At 33.1% G+C, this 25,773-nt stretch carries 25 protein-coding genes, 3 tRNA genes and 2 pseudogenes; 11 read left to right on the plus strand and 19 right to left on the minus strand.

Annotated elements, in window-relative coordinates:
- Positions 1 to 16: 16 nt before the first annotated feature.
- Both OPR30_RS00090 and OPR30_RS00095 read left to right on the plus strand, forming a co-directional pair.
- Positions 17 to 463 (plus strand): HesB/IscA family protein, encoded by a 447-nt coding sequence (locus OPR30_RS00090; protein ID WP_007302232.1) that lies wholly within the window; start codon positions 17 to 19, stop codon positions 461 to 463.
- Between the two features lie 26 nt (positions 464 to 489).
- Positions 490 to 1,164 (plus strand): ABC transporter ATP-binding protein, encoded by a 675-nt coding sequence (locus OPR30_RS00095; RefSeq protein ID WP_010407030.1) that lies wholly within the window; start codon positions 490 to 492, stop codon positions 1,162 to 1,164.
- A 246-nt stretch (positions 1,165 to 1,410) separates the two neighbouring features.
- Here OPR30_RS00095 and OPR30_RS00100 read toward each other — a convergent pair whose 3' ends face one another.
- Positions 1,411 to 2,109, minus strand: coding sequence for an alpha/beta hydrolase (locus OPR30_RS00100; RefSeq protein WP_265030716.1), 699 nt, complete (start codon positions 2,107 to 2,109; stop codon positions 1,411 to 1,413).
- 134 nt (positions 2,110 to 2,243) lie between these two features.
- Between OPR30_RS00100 and OPR30_RS00105 the strand changes: the two genes are divergently transcribed.
- From OPR30_RS00105 to OPR30_RS00115, 3 genes are all read left to right on the plus strand, one after another.
- On the plus strand, positions 2,244 to 3,431 hold the full coding sequence (locus OPR30_RS00105; protein ID WP_265030717.1) for a cysteine desulfurase family protein: 1,188 nt from the start codon (positions 2,244 to 2,246) through the stop codon (positions 3,429 to 3,431).
- Between the two features lie 201 nt (positions 3,432 to 3,632).
- Complete coding sequence (locus OPR30_RS00110; RefSeq protein ID WP_015588059.1) at positions 3,633 to 4,355, plus strand: Bax inhibitor-1/YccA family protein; 723 nt, start codon at positions 3,633 to 3,635, stop codon at positions 4,353 to 4,355.
- Positions 4,356 to 4,892, plus strand: a complete 537-nt coding sequence (locus tag OPR30_RS00115; RefSeq protein ID WP_265030718.1) for a cytochrome c oxidase assembly protein — start codon at positions 4,356 to 4,358, stop codon at positions 4,890 to 4,892.
- A gap of 44 nt (positions 4,893 to 4,936) precedes the next feature.
- Here OPR30_RS00115 and OPR30_RS00120 read toward each other — a convergent pair whose 3' ends face one another.
- Positions 4,937 to 5,428 (minus strand): ankyrin repeat domain-containing protein, encoded by a 492-nt coding sequence (locus OPR30_RS00120; protein ID WP_265030719.1) that lies wholly within the window; start codon positions 5,426 to 5,428, stop codon positions 4,937 to 4,939.
- Positions 5,425 to 5,700: a hypothetical protein gene (locus OPR30_RS00125; protein WP_019078645.1), complete on the minus strand. Its 276-nt coding sequence runs from the start codon at positions 5,698 to 5,700 to the stop codon at positions 5,425 to 5,427. The genes OPR30_RS00120 and OPR30_RS00125 overlap by 4 nt, the downstream gene beginning before the upstream one ends.
- Before the next feature lie 56 nt (positions 5,701 to 5,756).
- On the opposite strand from OPR30_RS00125, the gene OPR30_RS00130 reads away from it, so the two are divergent.
- Positions 5,757 to 6,734: a quinone oxidoreductase family protein gene (locus OPR30_RS00130; protein ID WP_265030720.1), complete on the plus strand. Its 978-nt coding sequence runs from the start codon at positions 5,757 to 5,759 to the stop codon at positions 6,732 to 6,734.
- Between the two features lie 127 nt (positions 6,735 to 6,861).
- On the opposite strand, the gene dapA is transcribed toward OPR30_RS00130, so the two are convergent.
- The 9 genes from dapA to elbB all read right to left on the minus strand — a co-directional run bounded on the left by dapA (position 6,862) and on the right by elbB (position 13,627).
- Positions 6,862 to 7,743 carry a 4-hydroxy-tetrahydrodipicolinate synthase gene (dapA, locus tag OPR30_RS00135; RefSeq protein WP_265030721.1) on the minus strand — a complete coding sequence of 294 codons (882 nt, stop codon included), beginning with the start codon at positions 7,741 to 7,743 and terminating at the stop codon, positions 6,862 to 6,864.
- Positions 7,744 to 7,752: 9 nt separating this feature from the next.
- Positions 7,753 to 8,235, minus strand: a complete 483-nt coding sequence (gene ssb / locus OPR30_RS00140) for a single-stranded DNA-binding protein (protein WP_006014313.1) — start codon at positions 8,233 to 8,235, stop codon at positions 7,753 to 7,755.
- 68 nt (positions 8,236 to 8,303) lie between these two features.
- Positions 8,304 to 8,377: transfer RNA gene (locus OPR30_RS00145), tRNA-Arg, on the minus strand.
- Positions 8,378 to 8,389: 12 nt separating this feature from the next.
- A complete protein-coding gene (locus tag OPR30_RS00150) occupies positions 8,390 to 9,178 on the minus strand; it encodes a hypothetical protein (protein WP_010407002.1) in 789 nt (262 codons plus the stop codon).
- The gene (locus tag OPR30_RS00155) at positions 9,175 to 9,783 is read right to left on the minus strand and encodes a hypothetical protein (RefSeq protein ID WP_265030722.1); all 609 of its coding nucleotides are present in this window, start codon (positions 9,781 to 9,783) and stop codon (positions 9,175 to 9,177) included. Before OPR30_RS00155 ends, OPR30_RS00150 begins: the two co-directional genes overlap by 4 nt.
- 4 nt (positions 9,784 to 9,787) lie before the next feature.
- Positions 9,788 to 11,227: a hypothetical protein gene (locus OPR30_RS00160; RefSeq protein ID WP_265030723.1), complete on the minus strand. Its 1,440-nt coding sequence runs from the start codon at positions 11,225 to 11,227 to the stop codon at positions 9,788 to 9,790.
- Positions 11,228 to 11,497: 270 nt separating this feature from the next.
- On the minus strand, positions 11,498 to 12,424 hold the full coding sequence (gene ispH, locus OPR30_RS00165; protein ID WP_139686676.1) for a 4-hydroxy-3-methylbut-2-enyl diphosphate reductase: 927 nt from the start codon (positions 12,422 to 12,424) through the stop codon (positions 11,498 to 11,500).
- Between the two features lie 58 nt (positions 12,425 to 12,482).
- Positions 12,483 to 12,791 carry a hypothetical protein gene (locus OPR30_RS00170; RefSeq protein ID WP_265030724.1) on the minus strand — a complete coding sequence of 103 codons (309 nt, stop codon included), beginning with the start codon at positions 12,789 to 12,791 and terminating at the stop codon, positions 12,483 to 12,485.
- 137 nt (positions 12,792 to 12,928) lie between these two features.
- Positions 12,929 to 13,627, minus strand: coding sequence for an isoprenoid biosynthesis glyoxalase ElbB (gene elbB / locus OPR30_RS00175; protein ID WP_265030727.1), 699 nt, complete (start codon positions 13,625 to 13,627; stop codon positions 12,929 to 12,931).
- A 141-nt stretch (positions 13,628 to 13,768) separates the two neighbouring features.
- Here elbB and OPR30_RS00180 point away from each other — a divergent pair, with 141 nt between their 5' ends.
- Entirely contained in the window at positions 13,769 to 14,767 is a 999-nt protein-coding gene (locus OPR30_RS00180) for a glycine zipper family protein (protein WP_265030729.1), read from the plus strand.
- 380 nt (positions 14,768 to 15,147) lie between these two features.
- Positions 15,148 to 15,972 (plus strand): annotated as a pseudogene (locus OPR30_RS06355) (transposase); the annotation flags it as partial.
- Here OPR30_RS06355 and OPR30_RS06360 read toward each other — a convergent pair.
- The 6 genes and pseudogenes from OPR30_RS06360 to hemF all read right to left on the minus strand — a co-directional run.
- A pseudogene (locus OPR30_RS06360) lies at positions 15,970 to 16,817 on the minus strand (IS5 family transposase); the annotation flags it as partial. The pseudogenes OPR30_RS06355 and OPR30_RS06360 sit on opposite strands and share 3 nt — an antisense overlap.
- Before the next feature lie 95 nt (positions 16,818 to 16,912).
- Positions 16,913 to 16,986 (minus strand) — tRNA-Pro (locus OPR30_RS00210).
- A 122-nt stretch (positions 16,987 to 17,108) separates the two neighbouring features.
- Positions 17,109 to 17,804 (minus strand): 16S rRNA (uracil(1498)-N(3))-methyltransferase, encoded by a 696-nt coding sequence (locus OPR30_RS00215; protein ID WP_015588133.1) that lies wholly within the window; start codon positions 17,802 to 17,804, stop codon positions 17,109 to 17,111.
- Between the two features lie 32 nt (positions 17,805 to 17,836).
- Positions 17,837 to 17,908, minus strand: a tRNA-Glu gene (locus tag OPR30_RS00220).
- Between the two features lie 68 nt (positions 17,909 to 17,976).
- Positions 17,977 to 19,116, minus strand: coding sequence for a hypothetical protein (locus OPR30_RS00225; protein ID WP_265030734.1), 1,140 nt, complete (start codon positions 19,114 to 19,116; stop codon positions 17,977 to 17,979).
- A gap of 82 nt (positions 19,117 to 19,198) precedes the next feature.
- The gene (gene hemF / locus OPR30_RS00230) at positions 19,199 to 20,023 is read right to left on the minus strand and encodes an oxygen-dependent coproporphyrinogen oxidase (RefSeq protein WP_265030735.1); all 825 of its coding nucleotides are present in this window, start codon (positions 20,021 to 20,023) and stop codon (positions 19,199 to 19,201) included.
- A gap of 159 nt (positions 20,024 to 20,182) precedes the next feature.
- On the opposite strand from hemF, the gene OPR30_RS00235 reads away from it, so the two are divergent.
- The 3 genes from OPR30_RS00235 to OPR30_RS00245 all read left to right on the plus strand — a co-directional run bounded on the left by OPR30_RS00235 (position 20,183) and on the right by OPR30_RS00245 (position 24,455).
- The gene (locus OPR30_RS00235) at positions 20,183 to 22,663 is read left to right on the plus strand and encodes a response regulator (RefSeq protein ID WP_265030736.1); all 2,481 of its coding nucleotides are present in this window, start codon (positions 20,183 to 20,185) and stop codon (positions 22,661 to 22,663) included.
- 86 nt (positions 22,664 to 22,749) lie between these two features.
- The gene (locus tag OPR30_RS00240; RefSeq protein WP_265031128.1) at positions 22,750 to 23,592 is read left to right on the plus strand and encodes a ParA family protein; all 843 of its coding nucleotides are present in this window, start codon (positions 22,750 to 22,752) and stop codon (positions 23,590 to 23,592) included.
- On the plus strand, positions 23,589 to 24,455 hold the full coding sequence (locus OPR30_RS00245; RefSeq protein ID WP_265024839.1) for a ParB/RepB/Spo0J family partition protein: 867 nt from the start codon (positions 23,589 to 23,591) through the stop codon (positions 24,453 to 24,455). The genes OPR30_RS00240 and OPR30_RS00245 overlap by 4 nt, the downstream gene beginning before the upstream one ends.
- Before the next feature lie 84 nt (positions 24,456 to 24,539).
- Here the strand turns inward: OPR30_RS00245 and ispD are convergent, their stop codons facing one another.
- Complete coding sequence (gene ispD / locus OPR30_RS00250; RefSeq protein ID WP_265024840.1) at positions 24,540 to 25,745, minus strand: 2-C-methyl-D-erythritol 4-phosphate cytidylyltransferase; 1,206 nt, start codon at positions 25,743 to 25,745, stop codon at positions 24,540 to 24,542.
- Between the last annotated feature and the right edge of the window lie 28 nt (positions 25,746 to 25,773).

The raw sequence follows: 25,773 nt of genomic DNA on the forward strand, positions 1-25,773 counted from the left end.
ATGAACGGTGGTTGTTATGTCAACAGATTACAATATTAGCTTAACTGACAATGCATTAAGGAAAATCCACTCCCTTGTAGAACAGGAAGGAGATGAGAGTTCTATTTTGCGGGTTGCAGTTTCAGGTGGTGGATGCTCTGGCTTCAAGTATAATTTTCTTATGGATCAAATAAATAAGAAGATGTCTTTGGATGACGATTTTGACGATGATGAAGACGACGATTTTGACGATGACGAAGATAGCGAGGATTATAGAAGCCACTCCAGTTTTAGTGAAAAAGGTAAAGATATAGTAATTAATGATGAGAATGGAAACCCTGTATTAATGGTTGATAATTGTTCAGCGAAATTTTTAAATAACTCAACTATAGATTATACTGAAGATCTAAGTGGTTCTGGTTTTCAAATCAAGAATGCTCTCGCTAAGTCTCGATGTGGTTGTGGTAACAGTTTCTCGGTCTAATTCTCCCTCCTGGATCTTTTTATAATATGGGTGGTGGTGTAACACTAGAGCTAGCTTCTGTAAGTAAGAGCTTCAAAAAAAGTCCTGCTATTGTAGAAGATATCAATCTGAGTCTTACAAGAGGGCAAGTAGTTGCATTGATCGGCAGTTCAGGATCAGGAAAAACAACTATATTGCAAATTGCAGGCCTATTGGATAAGCCAACTTTAGGTGTAGTGACAATAGATGGAGTAAATTGTACGCAAGCCAGCAATAAATATAAAACTCATGTAAGAAGAAATTTTCTTAGCTTTGTTTATCAATTTCACTATTTATTACAAGAGTTATCAGTGTTGGAAAACGTTATGCTTCCTCAGCTTATTGCAAGAAGAAGCAAAGCTGAAGCAAAAAAAAAATCGCAAGCAATATTAGAAAAATTTGGTCTGGAAAATAAAGCAAGTAGTATGGTATCTGAAATTTCTGGTGGAGAAAGGCAGAGGGTTGCAATTGCAAGAAGCATTGTAAACTCTCCAAAGCTTTTACTTGCAGATGAGCCAACGGGAAATTTAGACCCAACAAATTCTTTGAATGTATTTTTGCTGTTACATTCATATGTCAAGGAAAATAACAGCTCTATGCTTATAGTAACACACAACTATATCCTTGCAGAAAAAGCAGATCACATTTTTCAGTTAAAAAACCGATCATTAGTAAAGCTGTAAATGGAAGAAACAGTACAATACAAAGCTACCTATAACTTGTACTTATTTAACCAATGGTCATTAACGGAGTATAATTCGCATGAAATGCTTTCATTATTTTTTATACACGGACTCTTTAACTTACGCTGTTTACTTAGAAAGCATCCTGACAGCATAAACATTGCTAAAACGAGAAATAATAATTGCCTAAACATAACAAGACTTTTTTTATTTATATTAATACGTTCATTTCTCTCATTTGTAAAGTTAGGCATATTCTTTTACCCTTATCTCTTTTTTAACTTTTTTGGAGGAAGTGACTGCACTGTTTAAGCGTAGTTTTATATAATTATCTATAATTTGAGCTACTTCCTCTTCTTTATCCCTTAAGAAGTGGTTAGTATCGTCTACTATATGGTATTCCATATGGTTATTTTTTACCGAATTTATTAACCTTTGTGCTAATTCTGTTACATCGCTTTCTTCTGAAATTGTATCATTATTACTTTGTATTATAAGTCCAGGAACTGGGCAAGGAGAGAGAAAAGAGAAATCGTACTTAGTTGCTGGAAGAGAAAGGGCAACAAAACTTACTATCTCTGGACGGCGCATTGTCAACTGCATAGCTACCCATGCTCCAAAAGAAAAACCAACTATCCAAATTGGAACATTGTTAGAGTTATGCTCCTGAAGCCAATCAATAGCTACTGCAGCATCAGTTAATTCTCCTATACCCTTATCAAAAGTTCCGGTAGATTTTCCGACGCCACGAAAATTAATTGTCAATGCAGAAAAGTTATTATCGATAAAAGATTCATATATACTATGTATAATCTTACTATCCATACTACCACCATATTGGTGATGGTGATGTAAAATTAGCACAACCGGTGCATTGGCATCTTTGCTTTGATGGTATCTACCTTCTATCTTTTTTGTTGAATTATTTAAAAAGACTTCTACCATGATGACTCCTAATAAAAACCTGTTTTAACAGGGATTGATAATGTAAATTGTTTATTAATTATGTATTAATTTCGCTGTTTTTGCAATAAATTTTTATCGTGTTAAAGTTAACATACATAATTGGTTGATGGTAAGTGAAAAATAAGCCTGTGAGTTTATTCTCTCTGGAAGATAGTAGTTGTGTGTATGCCGATTATAATGCAACTGCTCCAATGAGTAAAAATGTAAAAAAAAGTATACTTGAGATTTTGTCAAAACAAACACTAAATCCATCATCGCTGCATAAAAGAGGACAAGAAGCGAGGAAGATTCTTAAAGATGTAAGAGATAACGTACGTGATGCTCTTAGCATTCCAGATGATAAAGAAATAGTTTTTACGTCTGGTGCAACTGAAGCAAACAACCTCGTCATGAGAGGAATGAAAGGCTATCTGCATGTAATTTCAGCTACAGAGCATCCTTCAATTCTTAATTCTGCATATAATCCACATATAATACCCGTTAATCAAGAGGGTATTGTTGACTTTTTAGAGCTAGAAAAAATTCTAAGCGAACTTGAAGGGAATAAAGTAATAATTTCAGTGATGATGGCTAATAACGAAACTGGAGTTATCCAGCCTGTTAAGGAAATAGCTAAAATGGCACATAAATTCGGGGCAATCTGTCACACTGACGCTGCTCAAAGTGTTGGGAAAATCGAATTAAATATGGAAGATTTAGAAGTGGATTTACTTACTTTATCTGCTCACAAATTTGGTGGTATAGCAGGTAGTGGAGTTTTAATATTTGACAAAAAGCTTGTAATAGAACCTACTATAATAGGTGGTGGGCAAGAAAAAGGATTGCGTGGTGGTACAGAAAATATTATTGCAATAGTAGGTCTTTCTGCTGCATTGCAAAACATTCCAGATCTTCTATCAAAGATGGATGAAGTAGAGAAGCTGCGTGATCAATTGGAGTGTGGGTTATTAAGTCTTGTCAGTGATATCAAGATCTTTGGCAGAAATTCTAAAAGATTGCCAAATACAAGTTTCATTTATATGCCGAGAGTGAAGAATGATCTGCAGCTCATGCACTTTGACTTAAATAATATTGCAGTCAGCAATGGTTCTGCATGTTCTTCTGGAAAAGTTGGACCTTCTCATGTTTTGCTTGCAATGGGAGCAACAAAAGAGCAAGCAGAGTGTTCAATTAGAATCAGTATAGGTCCAGAGATTAAACCGCGAGACATAGAAAAAATAGTGGATTGTTGGTATAGTATCTATAAGAAGAATGCTTTAGTAAATGCAAAAACTACTTTCACCATTCCCCTTAAATCATGATAGAGGGAATGGTGAAAGTAATTTCTATTGCCAGAGGTTGTTATAATAGTTAAATGCTGCTGAAAACCGATTTGCTTATAGTTATGGAAGAAATTCTCTAATTGCATACCACACCATTCAATTGTAGTATGTCATTTTATACTTGATAAAAACGCTGTATTGTATTATAATATATCATCAAGAGATAATAAGGAGTTACATATGTCTTATATGAAAAACGAACAGGATATTCGCTCTCAGGGCGTTTATTATAGTGCTGGACTCAGGAGTTACCTAACTAAAGTATACAATTATATGGCTTTAGCTTTAGGTGTTACAGGGCTTGTTGCGTTTTTAACAGTGTTTTCTGGTCTTTTTCAGGTGATTTATTCTAATCCTGTTCTATCGCTTGTGGTAATGCTGTCTCCAGTTGCATTGGTGTTTTATATGTCTTTTAGGCTTCAACACCTAAGTGCTCAGTCAACACTTACTGTATTTTTTCTATTCTCAGTTTTAATGGGAATTTCTTTATCTCATATCTTTATAATTTATACTGCAGAAAATATAGCGAGAGCATTTTTCATTACATCGATCATGTTTGGTTCTATGGCTTTGTATGGTAATACTACAAAAAAAGATCTGACCAGTATGGGTTCTTTTTTGATTATGGGAATCTGGGGATTAATCATTGCATCTATAGTTAATCTGTTCCTTGGGAGTAGTCCACTCTATTTTGCAATATCATTTGTGTCAGTAATAGTGTTTACTTTAATGACCGCATACGATGCTCAGAGAATCAAAGATGTTTATTATAGGTATAATGATGGCTCAGAGGTTGCAACTACTAAGCTGGCAGTACTTGGTGCAACTAATCTTTACTTTGACTTCATCAATATATTCCTCAATTTACTCAGGTTACTTAATTTATTCAACAATAAGGATTAGATGATTTCCTTTTTAAGGGGAAACAATAAAAGTTCTATAGCTTTCCTCCTAATATCTTTAGTGGTATTGATGCTGTGTCTTGCATATGCTTCAGTACCGTTGTATAGCATCTTTTGTAAAGCTACTGGATATGGTGGCACAACGAGAAAAGTAACTAATGCAACAATAAATGCAACTGACCAAAAAATCAGGGTTCACCTTAATGCTGATATAATATCAGGTCTCCCTTGGGAATTTAAATCAGAAACTAACTACATCGATACAAATATAGGGCAACAAAGTTTAGTATTTTATTATGCAAAAAATTTATCTGATCAGCCTTCTTTTGGAATGGCAGTGTATAATGTCACACCTTTTAAAGCAGGTAAATATTTCAATAAAGTTGCATGCTTTTGTTTTGAAGAGCAAATGCTGCTACCAAAACAAAAAGCGGCTATGCCCGTATCCTTTTACGTAGACCCTGAAATAATGCGTGACAATAGTACAAAAGATTTAAGTGAAATAACACTATCATATACGTTTTTTAAGCTTAAATAACAAACCTTTTCCTATTGTAATCCGAACAAGGTTGTACGATACATCTATTGAATTGAGCAGGAGCTCTTATTTGCTTTTTGCACACTGACTACTTGTGTTTCAGTGTTCGTTGTTGCTAATTCCCATCCTTCATTATTTGCTTCACAAGCATTCCAGTACTCAGTTAACTCTTTATTACTTTTTACAGAGACTGGCATTTCTATGTTGGGATTTTTTTCTAATGTATGCTCAATTAGAATTTTACAGCAATCCTTGGATTTCGTTGACTTATCTCTACCATATAATTTAGCAACATAGTCTAAAGCGGTATTTCCACCATAGTTTTCATTTGGGTTATCATTTACTCCCGCTTTTATGAGAGCTTTTAATATATCTGGAGAACGAGCCAAAACGCAGGCATGTAAATATCCTTTTTCATTTTGCACATTAGCTCCTGCTTTTATTAAAACTTGCGCTAAATTTGTTAAAGTGTATAATTTATAATTAATGGCAATAGAAAAAAGACTATCTATTGGAAAGCCATCATAATCTTTCAAGTCAAATTGGTGATTAATATCAAATCCTTTTTTTCCCAAGAAGTATATAAATATTTACAATAATCTCTTTTTTTATCTGATTTTTGTATTCTATATTCTAACCTTTCTTTTATTTTTTTTATTACATTGTTAACATCCAAATCATTATCTTCATCCACTTTGCACAACACATTGAATAAAACACCATAAAGCCAAATTTCTCTGTTCATGATAATTTGTGCCTCAAAACTATTAACAATACGCTTATGTAGTGTATAAACTCTAAATAACATTTTGCAAAATATTAATTGCTAGATAACATAATTAAAGTTTTTGTCTTACATTTATCATGGTTAGAGCTATACAAATTAAAAAAACTGGGGGGCCAGAAGTATTAGAATTTGTAGATAAGAATATAGGTGAGCCAAAAGGCGAGGAAGTCTTAATAAGTCATACAACTATCGGCTTAAATCGTTATGATTTAGAACACAGAAAAGGTACACGCAAAATTAAAGATCTGCCATCAGTGCTTGGAGTGGAAGCAGTTGGGGTTATTGAAAAACTTGGTAAAAAAATCAGTGATGGATTCAAAGTTGGAGACAGAGTTGGATATTGCACAGCTCCTCCAGGGGCATATTGTGAAAAGCGCATTGTACACCAGAAATATTTGATAAAAATTCCGAATGACATATCTGATGAGGTTGCTGCTGCAGTGTTGTTTAAAGGTATGGCAGCTCACTATTTAGTTAATCAATCTTATAAAATCAGGCCTGGTGCTTTTGTCCTGGTTCATGGAGCTAATGGTGGTTTAGGGCAAATAATATGCCAATGGGCAAAGGATAAAAAAGGTGTAGTGATAGGTTCTGTGAGCTCTGATGAAAAAATGAAGATAGCTTTACAAAGTGGCTGCACATACGCAATCAACTATAACGATAAAGACTTCGTTTCTAAAATTATGGAGATTACAAAAAATAGAGGAGTAGGTGCAGTGTATGACCCTATAGGTTACGCTACAAGCAAGCTCTCTTTTGAATCTTTAGGTAAGTTTGGCATATATGTTTCCTATGGGCAGATATCAGGTAATGCTCCTCTTAGTTTTTCTTTACTTAGTTCACGTTCGTTATTTGCAACTGGAACTTCGATATATCACTATAAGTATGATAGATTCACATTAGTGCTTACTGCAATGGAAATTTTTGAAATGATAAGAAAAAAACTTTTAATTGTACGAATTAATAAAAAATATAAATTTGATGAAATAATAGAGGCTCATCGTGACATAGAAAATAGAAAAGTAAGTGGGCTGAATATTATCAAAGTTTCTTAAATAACTTAGTAACCTAAAATAATTATTCATTAAGTCATATCAACAAGAATTTCACATGGTTAGTTTTCTTATAACAAGTTAGTTTATTTGATGCAGGTGTAGAAGTTGATGATGTGTGTTCCTAGCTTTAGCTATTAGTCAATTCTTTCCATCCAAGAATCATTTTATTAGCTTGCCTCAATGTTTCAATAGAAGGCAAGTCTTCTGTGCTTAGTGGTAGACGAACAGTTTTGTGTTCTATAAGACCAATGTCATGCAAGAGTGCTTTAGTAGGTATTGGATTGCTGGCAGTAAATAGAGTTTTGCAAGCTTGTTGCCAACTGTCTTCCTGAGGGTTCTCGCCACTCATGCATTGCTTAACATATTCATGTACTACACGTGGCCAAACATTGGCAGCAACAGAAACCAGACCAGCCGCACCCTTAGCAGCCATATAGGGTATCATATTATCATCTCCGCAAAAGACCTCAATATTTGGTGCAACTTTCTTATACTGAGTTAAAGTATCAACGGTGCCACTTGAATCTTTGATAGCCCAAGATTTTTCGTGGCTGGATAAGTTGCGTACAGTTTCAGCGTGAAGACTCACTCCTGCTCTTGATGGAATATTGTAAAGCATGGCTGGCACATGTGCTTTTTCAAGCAGCTTTTCAAACCATAAAGTTTGCCCCATGATTCCAGGCTTTGTATAAATTGGAGTTATCATTAGATAACCGTGAATAGGCATACCCTTGCAAAAATCAAGCCATTCAAGAGTCTGATATAGATTCACTCCTGGTACACCAATTATAATTTTCGTATTTAATTTTAGCTCACACACAAATTCAACTAATGTGCGCTTTTCAGAATCAGTAAGTGATAAGCTTTCACCTGTGCTACCTAGCAACACTACACCATTTTCAGCTTCAGCTTGCATTGTTAGTAAACGCTGCAAGCTTTGGTAATCTATACTATCTCCACTGCAATTAAAAGGAGTAACACAAGCAGTCCATAAAAATGTAGATTTCAATTGAAGTTATTAAAATGGTATTTCATCATCGATTAGTTCGTCTTTTATATCGTTGTCAAAACTTCCGTGTTTATCTTTTTGTTCTGTTTCATTTTGTTTGTATTCACTTGGCTTGTAATCAGAGTTTGACATACTGTTTCGTGAATCTAAAAGGGTAAGGGCACTATTAAAGTTATATAGCACCACCTCTGTCGTATACCTTTCACTACCATTTTGGTCAGTCCATTTTCTAGTTCTCAGAGAACCTTCAACGTAAACTTTACTACCTTTGCGCGCAAAATCCTTAACAATTTTTACTAATCCTTCGCTAAAAATTACAATATTATGCCATTCTGTCTTTTCAGAGCGCGTACCAGAAAATTTGTCAGTCCAACTTTCAGACGTGGCTATTGAAAAACTTGCCATCTCTTTTCCATTTTGTGTAGTCCTAATTTCAGGATCTTTTCCTAAATTACCAACTAATATGACTTTATTTATAGTACCACTAGACATAATTATGCTTTAAAATAAATCTCTTTATTATCTTATGTGAGAGTATTATTGTCAAATTTAATTAAAAACGCGCTTGGAGGGATTCGAACCCACGACCTTTGCCTCCGGAGGGCAACGCTCTATCCAACTGAGCTACAAGCGCAGATGTATTAGATTATTTAATAGATAAACTATCTAAATCAAATTTTTGTTCTGGATAAAGCGTAAACATAATACCTCCATGTCCAAAATGTACATTTTTAGAATTGCTTATCCGTTCTTTTGTTATCTTTTGGTTTACAGCCCATGAAAAAGTTACATAATTTTCAGTTACTGAGTGCACTTTTAAATCCTTAGTATTTATAAACAACTTTCCATTTACCCATATTTTCCATGTATCGGGGGAAAAGTATAAAATTGAATCTAAACTGACTACTTTACAATTGAAATTTTCTTCCTCTGTAACTCCTGAAGACTGTAAGTTAAACTTTTCCATCTCACTAACTATTCTATTAACCTGCTCTTCATCAAAAAAAATGCTTTTTATGCTACCATATTGCGATAAAGTACTCTCTGCTGCCTCTTTTATTATATCGTCTCGATCTATATAATAATTGTTGATAAAAAAACACTCCTTCGCACGCAAATTTGCTATATCAATGAAGTCATTTATTTCTTGATTTCCAACTTTTAAAATACTTTTTAAGTACTTCTTTTCTATAATCATTCCATCATTAGAATGATGACAGACCATTTCATCATTGCCTTGTCTTTCTATATATACACATAAATTTTCACTATTTAAACCTAATATTTTATGCTCAATAAAATCTTCATTACTAATATGCTGTTGGCAAGAATATTTTTTACAAATCCCTATATTTTCTACAAGATCTTCGCAATTGCAATATGCACTAAAATTAAAAAATAGCAGCGTAAAAATAAAAAACAACTTTATATTCATCTACTTAATATGGTATACCAATCAAAAACTATACTAGCTCTCACTATCTCTATCATATTACCACTTAAAATCTGGTTTATAACTTTAGCATCTATATTTCTCTGCTTATTCAAGGTAAGAGATCTGATCATAACATAACCAGGAAGATTTGGAATAGACTGTAGAAATAAAAAAATATGCTTATCGCTAATTGAGCTTAAACTTAGAACCACTTCACTTCTTATTACTTTTGTATGTTCACTTTTATTGTGGAGTTCAGCTTCTTCAGGTATAGAAATTGATATTTCAGGTTCTAACATGTAGTGTTTTTTATATAGCTTGTTAAGCTCAAAATTTAAATTTGTAATGTATCTGCTACTATGTAAGTTTGAAGAAGAAATTCTTTTCCATAAATCTAGGTTTTTATTTAGAACGACTTCTTTCTTTTGAATTTCAATGATCTGTAAATTAATAGAGCGTATTTCCTCAGCTGCAGTTTGATTTTTATTATAAACCTTTTTGTTATAGATAATAAAACACGTTGATAACCCTATTAATACAATAGATAACAATAAGTAATATATGCACTGAACTGTAGCTTTTCTTTTTAGTTGAGAGATAGTCATCAATCTACATTGCCTCTCCTATTTCAACATCAATAGATAGATTTTTCTCTTTAGTAGTAGGTAAGCTAGAAATACTAATATCATGAGTACGGAAATTATCGTTTAAATTTTTCTGTAGTTTCTCGTATTGATAAGAAATGTCTTTACCAGATTGAAAATTAAACCTTAAAGTTGTGGTAATATAACTTTTTGCCTCATTATAATTCCACTCAAACGATTGAAGCTCTACACCTGGTACTTTTAACTTTTCTACATACTTAATTTGTGTGAGAGGAGAGTACTCTATTTTTGATAAAATATTATTTATATTAATAAAATCGTAAACTTCATCTATCTTTTTTACATTATAGCTTTGGCTAAGTGTTATTAGTTTGTTATTTAAAGCACTCCGCGTTGCAGATAAATTATCAGCAACATTAAAATTTGAATACAAATTTTGCAAACAAAAGGTGTTAATTACAACTAAAACCAAGAGTAGGTATAGAAAAATTTGAGGAGAATTTAAATAAAGATAATTAAATAGATAAAATTCTTTAGTTTCTTTTGTGTTAAAAATATTTATTGGCTTATTCTTAAAGCTATGGAACAAAATTGTAGTATCACAAAAGCTATCTTTTTCGCATATAGCTAATTCTGCTCCCAATAGTTTACCTAGCTCATATGGAGTCAATATGTTCACACTATTTTCTGAAAAATTTATAACTGATAAACTAGATTTAATAGCTTCTGATACTATGATGCAAAGGTCGATAGGGTCATTTTTTTCAAATCCAAACTTAGTTAAAGATTGAATTGTATTTTTCACTTCCTGATATATTTCACCAGCAATGATTCCTGGTAAATTATCATTAGTAAATGGTATTAAACGTGTAAATATCATTTTGTTCTCTTTAAGAACCACTTGTCTATAGCCACCTGTTTTAGTTGCAGCAACTATAATTTTCCAGTTACTAGGATCTTTGTGTAGAATCTTTTTTGCTATACTGACTAGTTCTATAGGAAACATTAATATTCCTTTAAAGTTAGAGCCTATTTCAACAAACACGTCCAACCAATATTCTATTAAATGATTTGCTTTTGATGAAACAAATAGATACCACCAGTTTTGATTAAATTTATTCGGCTTTTCGACCAAGAGAATAGAATTTATATCGTTATTATGAGCAAAATGCTCTACTTTTGTTTTTGCTGATAGATAAGCACTAATCCTATTTACTCTTGGGATAGACTGTAGCAAATAGTTCTGATCAGTGTGATTGAGAACCAGATATAAGGGTGCTTTTTTATCTGATGAGAGACATGAAATTAAGTCAGAAACAACTTTATTATTTTTGTCCTTAGCAAAATATCTTTTATTTAAAGTATCATTTTTAAAATATAGTAACATTGTGCCTTCTTTTCCTATAGAAAGCATAAACTTACTTTTGGGTTTTGACCCAAACATATTAACAAAGTGTATACTCATCTAGAATTAAAAAGGTAATTTATTGAAATTCATTAAACATTAGATGACAATATTACTTATATTATAAGTTTTTGATAAAATTAGTAGTAATATTAACCCTTTTGTATGATGAAGGTTTTTTATATTTGTGCTAGACACAACTTAACCTGACAAACGAGGATTAATTATATCTCAGCTTGATATTTTATTCTCCAACAGACTGAAAATTGAATTGAGCTAAAGACTTGATTTGACGCACGTTGTTGCACATTACCATTTAGTATACTTGAACTGAACATTTTCAGTGAATCCATCTGGCATGACTGAAACTTTTGTATTCATATTTATTTTTAAGTAATTTACTAGCTCATCAACTAATATATCAGGAGCAGAAGCACCTGCAGTAATTCCTATTTTTTCTGCGCCCTGCAACCAATTTTTGTTCATACATTTATAATTATCAATCAAATAGGCTCTTTTTCCTGTGGAAATGCACAGGTCTAATAAACGGTTTGAATTTGAACTGTTTTTGCTTCCTACAATTAACACTACGTCTGTAATTTTAGCCAATTTTTTAACAGCGTTCTGCCTATTTTGTGTTGCATAGCATATATCTTTTAAGTCGGGGCCTGTAATGCTTGGAAATCTGAGCTTCAGTGTAGCAATAATTTCTTTGGTATCGTCAATACTTAACGTGGTTTGTGTTACATAAGATAAATTATCTGGATCTTTGATTTGTAAATTGTATACGTCTTGCATAGTTTGCACTAGAGATATAGGATTACTTACTCTTCCTATAATTCCTTTAACTTCTGGATGATTTTCATGTCCAATTAGAATTAATTCTTTACCACTATCCTCATACCTTTTTGCCTCTTTATGTACTTTGCTAACTAATGGACATGTTGCATCAATCACTTGAACACCCTTTCTTTTTGCCTCATCCTCTATACTTTTCGACACTCCATGTGCGCTAAAGATCAATATTCCTCTATTGTCTTTAATGTCTTCTATGCTGCTTACAAAAACCACTCCTTGTTTCTTGAAGTCCTCTACTATATACTTATTATGAACGATTTCGTGTAGTACATAAACTTGGCGTTCATTTTTGTATTTCTCTAAAGTGATTGCTAATATGTCTACAGCTCTTTTAACCCCTGCACAGAAACCGCGTGGTTCAGCTAAGATAATCTCCATTTTTTAAGTAAGTATGTAAACATTGCTAAAAAGTAAGCTCCGCTCACTATGTTTCATATCATGACTGCTTTACTATAATTTCAAATTTATCATTACCAAGATTCTTATTAATATACCAGGAACCGTCATCTTTAATTACAAATTCAGGACTCTTGAGGTCTCTTTTTATTGTCTTTCCATCTTGGCCATCCATAGCAATATGGATATCGAATGTAACGATGTCTAGATTTACCATAGCCTTTTTCCCACTTTGTGAATTTAGGCTAAACTTGCCCAACATGACATCATTAATACTCACTTCTCCTGCATAAGTATCACACTGACCATCTATACAACACTCACTTTTAATATAAAAAAAATCTAACATATTTAAATCTATAAAAAAAAGAACTAAATTTATATACTAAATACAATTCATCATTAATAAGCAACTATAGATTACTTTGGCTACAGCAATAATGCAACTGGAAGTATAACATAATTAATTGTATAAGAAACTACACTTTAGAGAAATGGTTGTTTGGTTTTTTTATTAATTTTTTTCACCATACTGTCAATCATGTGTTTTATTCCTTGATATACAGAGTGTGTACTTTCATCACTACGCATATAAGCAGAGCAGGAAAATATATTATGCTTTTCGTCTTCTATTGATAGCTTTGTATCGCATGTTATATGTTCGCCGCCGAGCTTCTCTATCAACTGGTCTTTGTCGTTTCCTATAGTTACCTTAATCTTACTTTCTTCTTTACCTATCTTGCTACTTAAAATTAAAACAATAATGGCTGGAGATATACATATAGTTCCTATTGGCTTTTTTGCAACAAAGAACTCTGAGACTAATCTTTCAAACTCAGGCATTACTGTTTTATTTTCAGCTAAGTCAGATAAATTTTTCGCAACTCCATATCCACCAGGTACGACTAGCATGTCAAAATTTTCAGCTTTAGCTTCTCTTAAATCATTTATCTCACCTCTTGCAATTCTTGCTGCTTCTACAAGTACATTCCTTTTTTCTTTTACTGCCTCTTTTGTTTTGTGATCCATAACTTGTGTAATGTCAACGTCAGGAGCAAAACATGTGACTTCGACTTCCTGCTGATCAAGCACAAGCAAACTTAAAACTGCTTCTCTCACCTCTGTGCCGTCGAGGTGGCCGCATCCTGATAACACCACAGCAGCTCTTAATTTTTTCTCACCCATAAAATACCTTGATTTCATATAATCTAGGTATTGTAATACAAATTCCATATTTGGAAAGGAGTAATTATTTTATGTCAATTATAATATAATTAATAATTAGTATATATAATTAGGCATATTTATAATTGATGGGAATTGAATATGGTACAAGGTGGTGCAGCAAACTCAGCTATTTACGAGAAGTTAATTGAAAGTGTAGTACAATATATTAGTGGAAAAAAAGATTTGTTGCAAGCATTGGAGACTCTATTACAAGCAAATGGATTTATAAAAGAAGGTGAAATTTCTAATGAATCAACCATCAAGAATATGTCTAAATTTCTGATAGAAAGGAAAGATGTTTTTGGGGATGTAATAGGTCTTATATTGGAGGATTTTGAGAAAAACAAAGTTGAATCAAAAGAATTTTTGGAGCAAGTAAGTAAAGTAAAAGGCATGGAGAAAGAGCTTGAAACTTTAGGCAATCAACTGTTAGCTCAAGAAGTTATAAGTGTAGCAGCATTTACAACATTGACGGGTGCACTAGCAGGTTTATTAACAGTAGGAGGAGTGACCGGTGCATTAATTGTTGGTGGAGCAGCATTTGTAGGATTTATGGCACTAGTTGCTATAGCTGCTATTGGTTATGCCATATATCAGGATAGAAGTGAGATAAAAGAAGGAGCGATGAAAGCAGGAAAAGCAGTGAAAAGTTTTGTGAAAGATGTGATCGATAAATTACCTACAATTCAAGCAAGAGAGAATAATTTTGATAGATTACGTAGTGAATTGCTTGTAGCTATTGCAGACAATACTAAGTTAAAAGCAGGGCAAAGCATTGAAGACGCTAATAATCAGAACAAGATAGTAGAAATGCTTCGAAATCAAGAGCAACTAGCAGCCATAGGAAAGTTAATAGGGGGAAATAAGGCTGATCTTTTGAGCAATCTCATGAGCAAGGGTACTAGTACTCATGAGGAAGATATGGAGAAACTTGTAGGTTTTATGAGTGAATTTCAACCTGCAATTATGGCCATTGGTGATAATGACATAGAGAAGGTAAGAGAAAAAGTTAATGAGAAAGTTAAAGAAATGAAGCCAAGTTCTAAAGTGAAGGAGTCAAATTCTGAACAAGTTGATGGAAACAACATTGCAAAATAGAATTGATGCATTTGGGGAGCGTTTTAATGTATCTGTCTATCTTATTTTGCCACCCTGCTAAGCGGACACAAAAAATTACTTCCGCATATTTTAAATCTCATTATAATTACAAATAGAGATATTTTAAGAGCTCAAAATCTATCTTTAGTCTGCAGACTTTTTAATCAAACTTATTAAAAATGTATTCTTCAGTGTATATCTGTCGTATGTGCACTGCATTTTTTTCTAATCTTTTTTACAGGGGGATTTTATGTCCAGAATTCCAGATATTTGACCTTTACTTTAGCTAATAAAAACCAACTGGTACCTGCGGTTTTTATAGCTACATTTCTCAAACAAGTTTCAAAATAAAGCAGCCATTTAACTGTTGAAGAAAAAATATGCCACAGAAAATGAAAGTCAGTAACCAAAACGAATATAACAAATTCCTTGAAAAAAGGGGGAATATTTTTCGTTACATCGATGAAGCTATCGAAAATTGGTATGAAAATAGTCCAAAAATGCAGGGCGGCAACTATATTTATAGTGATAAAGTTGTGATTTTGGTGCATATAATCGTTAATCTTTTTAGAATTGGCTTAAGACAAACGGTAGGGTTTGTAAAAGGATATCTGCAACAAATAGGAAAAAATTTGCAGCTATTCACAAGCATCAAAAAAAACTTAATATTAAGATAAATGATTGCAGGATTGATAAAAGCAACATGGAAAATATTGAAATTATCATAGATAGCACAAATTTACAGTAACACTCCTGGCCACAGTAAGGAAAACAGTGCAGATAGAAAGTACCGAAGCTACGAGCAAGTAAGAAAGTTACATGTTATGTTAAGTGTGAATAGTAAAAAAGCTATAGCTGCAAGATACAGTAATGGCGTCTACTCTGACCACTTGCGATTTGCTTGAAGAAGTTAATTTTCAGCACAAAATAAAAGCATTATATGCAGAAAAGCATTATATGCAGATAGGGCATACGATAGGCAAAAACTTTATAAATTGTGTAAGAAATACGATATAAAGACAAAAGTTCTACCAAAAAAGGATGCAGCAGAACATTCAAAAATAGATTATATGTCTGACAGAAATGCTGCTATTAGGTTAATAAAATTATATGGACAAGATGGTGTAAAAGAGTGGAAAAAGGAAGCAATTTATGGAAAAAGATCTTACATAGAAGGATTTTTCTCAAGGTTGAAGCAAGTATTTATTCTTGAGACTAAACCCAAACGTTTTTTTCAACCTATAGAAAAAACATTCAACAAAGGATCTTAGTCCATATTTTGTTTCTTGTGTCCATTTCTTTATACCGTTCTCATAGTTTTCACATAATTTAATCACATTAATGTTGCTATTTCTTTCTAATTGATAATCAATTTTCTCATAGATTTTCGCACCTTTTATTGGTCGAATGATTGGTTTTATATTATGTCCTTTACACACTTTATACATACTAGCTTTATCATAAGCTGCATCTGCGCGAACAGATGAAATATTATATTTATCTACTGTTCCCTTTAACATATCGCATGATAATCAAGTGTAGTACCATTAGTGTACTTCATATCTATAACTTTTTTATTATTTATACTTAAAATAATATGTAACTTTCTTACTTGATCATATCCATTATATTTTCTTACTTTTGCATTTTCTTTATTACGTTGATGGGTGTTGTTATAGATACAAATACTGGTGCTATCTATAGCTATTTCAATGTTTTCCATACCATTTTTATCAATTCTACAATCATCAATTTTCAAGTTAAGCTTTTTGAATCTTCTAGAAGCTTGAGTATAGCTAATGACTTTGAGGTCTTTTCCCATTTGCTCTATACAACCTTTTACGAAACCAACTGCTTGTCTTAAGCCAATCCTAAAAAAATGGACTACTATATGTATCAAAATTACAACTTTATCACTATAAATGTTATTGCCACCTGCAACTTTTGGACTATTTTCATACCAATTTTCTATGGCTTGATTAACAAAATGAAAAACATTTCCTCTTTTTTGAAGAAATTTGTTATATTCGTAGCAGTTACTGACCTTCATTTTGACTGGCATATTGGTGGTTAAATACCTGTTTTATAATGATTTCTGTCAGTAACTTCCAGTTTTTTTTACTTGAGCCATGCAACAAAGCCATCTCGGGGCGGAGAGATTTGAACTCCCGACCCTTTGGTCCCAAACCAAATGCGCTACCAGGCTGCGCTACGCCCCGACTTCTTTACTAAGAGTATCGATAGTTCGGAAAAATGCAAGTTTCATTTATTTCTTTTAGGAAAAATATAATGCAGATTTCTTTATATAGAGTGTCAAGTTGCACGAGCCATATTAAAAAATCTAGCTATACCAATTGGTGAAGGTTAATGCAGCAACTACAGCAGTATCAACTCTCAAAATTCTTTTTCCTAGACTCAGTTTCTGACAAAATTTATTGGCAGAATCAAGTTCGTAAGATGAAAAACCACCTTCGGGGCCAACAATAATAGCAACGTTTTTCTTGCCTTTTAGAACTTTATTAGGAGGTTGTCCTTCACCTGTTTCATCACACAAAACAAAATTTTTATTCTGGGAATCGGATAATTCACAAAAATTAATAGGAAGAAAAATCTGTGGTATACTTGTCCTACCGGATTGTTCCGCAGCTTCAATTGCCTGTAATTTCGCTCTACTTAGGTTAATGTTTTTTACTACTGTACGTTCTGTTGAAATAAATTGAATGCAGGTTACTCCCATTTCAGTTGCTTGTCTTACTATGTTGCTTAAGGCGCCGCTTTTTACCAGAGCACAATACAAATATAGATTTTTTTCATGTTGTTGTTGTTTAGTGCGTTCTTTTATTATAATTTTTGTCGATTTACTTGATATATTCACTACTTCTCCTAACCATTCTCCATCCTTCCCATTAAAAAGATAGATGTTATCATGCTTCTTAAGCCGCATTACATTGTAAATATAGTGACTTTGTCGTGGATGAAGCGCCAAACTTACATTTTGTGATAAAGCTTCTTCAACATAAAGCCTAATTTTTTTCATTCAAAACTTTAGTTATTTGCATTCTGTTTGAGTGACTCTTACGGGATTTGAACCCGTGTTACCACCGTGAAAGGGTGGTGTCCTAACCACTAGACGAAAGAGTCGACTTGAATCTAACTGAGTTATATCGATTATACATATAAAGTCAATTCAATTATTTTGAATCACACAGTTAGAGTGATATATCAGTGATTTTATATCGACAGCCTCCTATTACCCCATGTTCAATGCTTACTGAACCTATCTCAGATTTAGGAGCTTTAGATCCTAAATCTAATTTTTGTTCAACTTTTGTATCTGAATCATAGCCAGAATCGTATCCAGAATCTCTACGCTCAAAATTTTGCCTTATTTCTTTTACGTTAAAGCCAGCCTTGGTCTTGATTTTCTGACTCGCTGGCTTATTAGCACTTTGCTCATTTAGTTTTACTTGCAAATTATTCACTTTATCCTTCACTAATCCATGATAAGTCCCAGAATTATCTTTTATATGTTTTGCTTGTCTTTCTGATCTCTTTTTCGATAAATCTACTTTAGCATAAATAGGCTCTGGTTGCTCTTTATGATTTAAGCTAGTGGGCTTTTTTTGCTCTGAGAAATCATCTACATCTTCATAAATAGGTTCTCCTGATATACTAGAATAACCACTATCTTTCAATGATAAATTTTCAGTAGATCTTTTATGCAAATCATATACTTCAGCATAAATGGATTCTTCCGATACGCTCAACTCTTCTAATGAGTTACTAACCTTAGCGTCATATACCTCATCATAAATGGGCTCTTTTAAAAGTAAAATATCATCATGCTCAAAAATTCTAGGAGGTTTTTTAGGTGAGTTGGCCTTAAATTTTAGCTCTACTTCCTCTTTAAGCTTGTCACAACTTTCCGTTTGTTTCAAAATCTCCAATATTTCTTTTCTTTCTTTTTTTATTAGCTCACCAAGCACTAAACAACATTTTTCTTTACGATCTTTGAGACTGTCCTTATCTCCGTACTGTATAGCTTCTGATGCTATTTTGTATTGAAGGATTACATTTCCTATACTATTATTTATTTCATTAATATTTGCTCCAGCACTAATAAGTAACGTCATTACATTATGATCAAGATTTGTTACTGCATACTCTAAAGCTCGATTTAAAGTTTGATCATTATTCAAGTCAAATGACCCCTTGTTCCTAAAAGGATTAATTCTAGAAAAGAGTTTTTCAAAGCTGTTTACTATATTATGAAGACTTAAAGCTAGCCTCACGCCTCTTATATTGCTATTTCTAGCGGATTTAATTAAAAAACTATCTACTATACCCATGATTGTACCCCTCTATACAAAAGCTCACCATTGTGGTACAATTTTAAACTATAACGATTTATTTTATATTAATAACCGCTTTTCACACCCACTTGACAAGAGGCGGCATCGACATCATAATTGCATCGGGGTTACCATTAGTCATTAAACCAAACCTTGTACCACGATCATAAAGAAGATTGAACTCCACATATCTGCCACGTTTTATCAATTGTTCTTCTCGTTGTTCTTTTGTCCAAGATTTTTGCATATGTTTGTGTATGATGTGTAAGTAAATTTCTAAAAAGGCTTCACCTACTGCTTTTGTGAACTCAAAATCATTTTTCCAGTTGCCAGAAGTTAGATTGTCATAAAAAATTCCACCAATACCACGTGGCTCTTTTCTATGTTGTAAAAAAAAGTAATCATCACATTGCTTTTTAAATTTCGGATAATATTCAATGTTGAACTCATCGCAAGTTGCTTTAATTGATTCGTGAATATACTTGCAATCTCCCTCATCTTTATAAATTGGAGTAAAGTCCATTCCTCCACCAAACCATTGTTTTGAGGTATATATCAGCCTTGTGTTCATATGTGCTGCAGGGATAAGGGGAGATTGCATGTGAGACACTAAAGATATACCGCTTGCCCAAAACTCTCCATTGCTTTCACTTGCACCAGGAATTTCATTAATGGCTGAGTCTGCGAGCTTTCCGTATACTCTTGAAACGTTTACTCCAACTTTTTCAAAAATATTACCAAAGATAATTGTAGATTCACCACTTCCTCCACCTGGTCGGTTCCACTTTCTTTTTTCGATTTTTGGTTCTGTGAATGACTGTACCTCAATTGATAAGAAAGATTCGGTGATCTTGTTTCTCAGTGCGCAGAACCATTCAAATGCTTGTGTCTTTTGTTTTTCCATAATGCCTTCTGTTGGCTTATTAATATTATTGTACTCTATATTTACAGGACTTAATTAGATTGGGACAGTAACTACCCATCAAGGATGTTAATAAATCTATAATAATTAAATCAATATAGTAGAATATTTTTATATGCGCAAGGATGCCAAGCAATAATAATGAGTAAAAGATACATAGATAACAAAAAAGAGAACAGAGTTGACTTCATACTAAGAAATTATGGGATGTCAATTATTGTGATGGCAGTCATTATGTTCTTACCTCCAATAGCAATATCAGTACTCTATTTTTCTAATGTATATAGTCAGCATATTAATATAGAGATTAATTTATTAATTAGTACTCTAATGACTCTCTTTGTGGTATATAATATAAAACGTTACAAGTATCTACTTAATATCATAGAGTTTCAAAATGCAATATTTGCAAATGCGCTGAATCATAATACAGAGTTTTGTCTCATTTTACATAAAGATGAGGGTATTATTTATGCTGATGCGAGGTTCTACGAAAGGTTTAAAGATCACATAAACGATGATGTTACGCTAGATAAAATTCTTGAAGCAGGAGATGTTTCAGAAAAAGACAGAAAATCACTCTATCATGCGTTAAGAAATAACACTTCTGTAAAAGTATGCATTTCCTTAAGCAAGAAGAGTAGAATATCTAACTTTCTTTTGCTCTCTGAACCAATACCGGATAATCCACAAATTGCTATAAATAGTAATAAGATTTTAAATTTATCATTAGCCCCAATAGCAAGACCGAGTGGGTATTTTGTACTGAAGGCAACACAGGTAAACAAAGAGCAGGTATATGAAGAGTTGATAGAGAAACACAATATAGCAACTTACGTTGCAAATACAAAAGGAGGTATCTTATCTGTAAATAAAAGATTTTTAGACATGTTTGAACTAAAAAAATTGGAAAAAGGTAGCTCAATCAATGATTTTATATCTCAATCTAAGTATGACGATACAATAACCAAAAATGAAATTATGTTTTTTACTATAAGCGGTGCTCCATTTAAGGCTTATATGAGTACTGCTATATTTTGTGATAAATACAATCATAGCTATATACACGGCTTTATAACACCAACTGAATCAAATATTGTTGATTATCAACTACACCCTTGTTTTACAAATTCGTCAATTGCTATTGCACAATGCGACATAAATGGCAATTTTATAAAGAAAAATATAGCATTAGTAAAACTTGCGGGGTCAAATAATGGTTCTATCTTTGCATTGATATCAGATGGTTATCATATGAAAGTGCGTGAATATTTTTCAAGTAATAGGATAAATAATGCGTCCTTTGATGTGCAGCTCAATGGCGGTAATAACATGAAAATATATTTTAATAAGTTTCTTCATAATAAAGTGATGTTCATACTTTGTTATTTTATTGATAATACTGAACGTAAAAAACTAGAGATAAAACTTGAGCATTATCAAAAGGTGCAAGCTATAGGGCAGTTAGCAGGTGGTATTGCACATGATTTCAATAATATATTAACCGGAATAATAGGATTTTGTGATTTGCTTTTACTCCAGCACTCAGCTAGCGATCCATCTTTTGGAGATATAATACAGATACAGCAAAATGCAAAACGTGGGTCAAATTTAGTAAGACAACTGCTTGCTTTTTCAAGAAGACAGACTTTGCAGCCAAAGATTATTAATGTAAATGGTACGATAGCTAATCTTTATGAAATGATCAAAAGATTAATAGGTGAAAATATAAAATTTAATATTTATTATGGTAGCGATTTGGGTGCTGTTAGGGCTGACCAAGGACAATTAGAGCAAGTTATGCTTAACTTAGCAGTTAATGCTGGTGCTGCTATGGAAAAGGGGGGAGAGTTAACTATACGAACCTTTAATCAAAAGGTTGATTCATTAAATTCTACACCTCAGGATATGTTTTCTCCAGATAAGGAAACGATTGAACATGGGAATTATGTTGTGATTGAAGTGATTGATACTGGATGTGGAATGACGAGTGATATAATTGAAAAGGCATTTGATCCATTTTTTTCTACCAAAGATATTACTTCTGGTACAGGTCTTGGCCTCTCTACTGTATATGGCATTATTAAACAAACCGAAGGATACATCTATGTTGCTAGCAAAGTGAATCATGGAACTAAATTTAGCATATTTTTGCCCATAGTTTACATATCAGATGAAAATGATGAAGAGGAAGATAGTAAAGAAATAGAGAAACCGGTAGAGATGAAAGGTAATGGTATAATTTTATTAATTGAAGATGAAGATTCAGTAAGGGAATTTACTGCTAAGGCTCTTACAAGAAAAGGATTTAATGTAATAGAAGCGAGTATAGGCAGCGAGGCACTAGAGATCATTAGAAAAAAAAATCAACACATAGATCTAATAATCACTGATGTAATCATGCCAGAGGTGAGTGGTCCAGAAATAGTTAAAGAAACATTGATACATAGGCCAAACATCAAAGTTATTTTTATTTCTGGGTATGCAGAGGATGCTTTTTTAAAGAGCGATGAAATCAATATAGAAGACTTCCATTTTTTACCCAAACCATTTACTCTGAATGAGTTAGGAAATAAGGTTCAAAGTGTGTTACACAAGACAAAAAAAGGCAGTTTACTTTGAGCATGATTGGCAACAAAAAAATTTTTCTAATGCAAAAATTTCTTGCATATATACAATAGAGTTATTTTATACATAAGATGAAAGGCGTGAGCAAGATCATTGCAATAGTAAATCAAAAGGGTGGAGTTGGTAAAACCACAACTAGTATAAATTTATCGACAGCCTTTGCTGCTGTGGGAAAAAGTACTTTATTGGTAGATCTTGATCCCCAAGGGAATGCTAGTACAGGGCTCGGGGTTTCTTATCGTAGTAGAGAAGAAAAAAATATATATAAAATACTGCTGAGCAACGAAAGTGAATTGGTAGAGTCGGCAATTTTTCATATAAAGGAAATTCCAAATTTATCGTTAATTTCATCAGTGGTTGACTTATCAGCTGCAGAAATTGAGCTATCACAACTTGAGCAGGGAAAATTCGTACTAAAAGACACTCTAGAGAAAGTGCGTGATAATTATGAGTACATAATCATCGACTGCCCTCCATCACTTGGTCTGCTTACTATCAATGCTCTGACCGCTGCTGACTCGATTATTGTTCCTCTTCAGTGTGAATTTTTCGCTCTGGAAGGATTGAGCCATTTAGTTAAGACTGTAGAGCTGATAAAAAGAAATAACCTAAACCCTTTCCTGGCAATAGAAGGAATATTGCTCACAATGTATGACAGACGCAACAAACTTAGTGAGCAGATTAAAAATGATATTTGCCAATATTTAAATGATAAAGTATATAAAACTATTATCCCCTTGTATGAGACCATTATTCCACGTAATGTACGGTTATCAGAAGCGCCTTCTCATGGAAAACCTGCTATTGTATATGATCTTAAGTGTCCTGGTGCACAAGCATATATAAGTTTGGCAAAAGAAATTTTAAAGAAACACATGAGCATCTGTAAAGAGAAGAAGCTGATAAGTGAGGGTGCAGCGTGAAGGACAATAGGCGCTTAGGTAGAGGTCTTGCTGGCCTCATAGGCGATAATTATGATAATAAAGAAGATCGGTTACCTATTTCATTACTACACCCGAGCAAATTTCAGCCGAGAAAATATTTTGATGAGGAGTCATTGAAAGGACTTGCAAGTTCGATAGAGAAAAATGGCATTATACAGCCTATTGTGGTGCGCAAAGATCCAAATGATGACGATTATGAAATAGTAGCAGGGGAACGTCGTTGGCGGGCAAGTAAAATTGCAAATCTTGATAGTGTGCCAGTCATCATAAAAGATTTAAATGACAAGGAATGCTTAGAAGTATCGATAATTGAGAACATACAGAGGCAAGACATTAATCCAATAGAAGAAGGTGAAGCGTATAGGAAACTAATAGATGAATTCTCCTATACACACGAAGAACTAGCTTCAACTTTAGGCAAAAGCCGCAGTCACATAACCAATATGACTCGAATGTTATCACTCCCTGATGGAGTGATAACAATGATCAACGAGAAAAAATTGTCTATGGGCCATGCAAGGGCATTGATTAATGTTGAAAATGCGGAAAGTCTTGCAGAAAGAATAGTTTCTCAGGGCCTGAGCGTTAGACAAACTGAAAAATTGATAAAAGACTTACAACAAAATAACGACCGAAAAGAGCATAATTGTACTAAAAATCAAGATATGGCAGCATTAGAAGGAGCTATATCTTCTCAGCTTGGTTTAAAGATCAAAATTAATGACAGTAATTCTAAGGGTAAAGTCATGATACGTTATAACAACTCAAATGAATTGGATTTTATATTGAAAATTTTGAATAGAAGACTTGAATCAGCTATTAATGTCGAAAGTAGCTCATAGAAATTTCTTGACAAACCTTCCCACTTTCCTTGCAATGGAAGTGAAATGGTGGAGTTTGTCAAGTAAGTTATTTCGTTTCTACCTTCAATAAAAATTTGCACGCAATAGCACAGAAGCATACGTTGCTATTCCCTCATTTCTTCCAATAGAACCTAATTTTTCCGCTGTGGTTGCTTTGATATTTACGAATTCACCATTAATTTCTAATATTTTTGATATGAATTCCTTCATTCCTGCTTTGTAAGGCGATATTTTAGGCTCTTCACAAACTATAGTAATATCTAAATTAGACACGCTATATCCTTTTTCCTGTGCTTTTTTAGCAGCAAAGTCAAGAAAATGAGATGAATTGCAATCCTTCCATTTAGAGGAATTAGGAGGAAAATGTTCTCCTATATCGCCACATCCTAGTGCTCCGAGTATTGCATCAACGATTGCATGTATTGCAACATCACCATCGGAATGTGCCTCTATTGCCATATTATGCTCAATTTCCACACCGCAAATTTTTATAAAGCTCTTAGCATCATTTTGAATTTTAACAAATTTATGTATATCATAACCGGTTCCGACACGGAATTTTGGCTCTCCAAAGAGAAGTTTTGCCATATTGATATCCTCTTTTGTAGTTAACTTAAAATTCTTTTTCTCACCTTCAATAATCGCAACATGTTTTTTATGCTCCACCATTAGTGATGAATCATCAGTAAATTCTTTGACTGACTGATGGCACGATAATAATTCTCTGAAATTAAAAATTTGAGGGGTTTGTATGGCTCTAAGTTTTTCTCTTGAAATCGTAGATTCAACGAAATTATTACTCACCAACGATATAGTATCCTCGACTTCTATTGCTGGAACTACTCCTGTATATTGACCATTAATCATAGATTCAATCAAGTTATTTATTAGAATATTTGATACAAAAGGCCTACAAGCATCATGTATAATAACAAAATCTGGATTGATCTTTTGCAAACTCTCCAGTCCAAGTTTAACTGAACTCTGCCTGCTTTTTTCTCCACATACTGGACTCAGCAATTTAGTATCTATAGTTGATGACGTAACTTCTTTATAGAAATCTTTTTGACTTTCATTTACTACCACTCTTATGTAACTTATGTACTGATTAGCTAAGAATTTTCTAATTGTGTGAAATAAAACAGACTTACCTGCCAGTTTTATATACTGTTTAGGGATTTTGGCATTGCATCTACTGCCTACTCCTGCTGCAACTATTAATGCTGCTATCTTGTATTCCTCAAGTCTGTTAGTGTACATGCTTATCATTTTCGTTGTTAATACAAGTTATCTAGCA

The organism is Wolbachia endosymbiont (group B) of Athalia cordata, from assembly GCF_947251845.1.
Classification (GTDB): domain Bacteria; phylum Pseudomonadota; class Alphaproteobacteria; order Rickettsiales; family Anaplasmataceae; genus Wolbachia.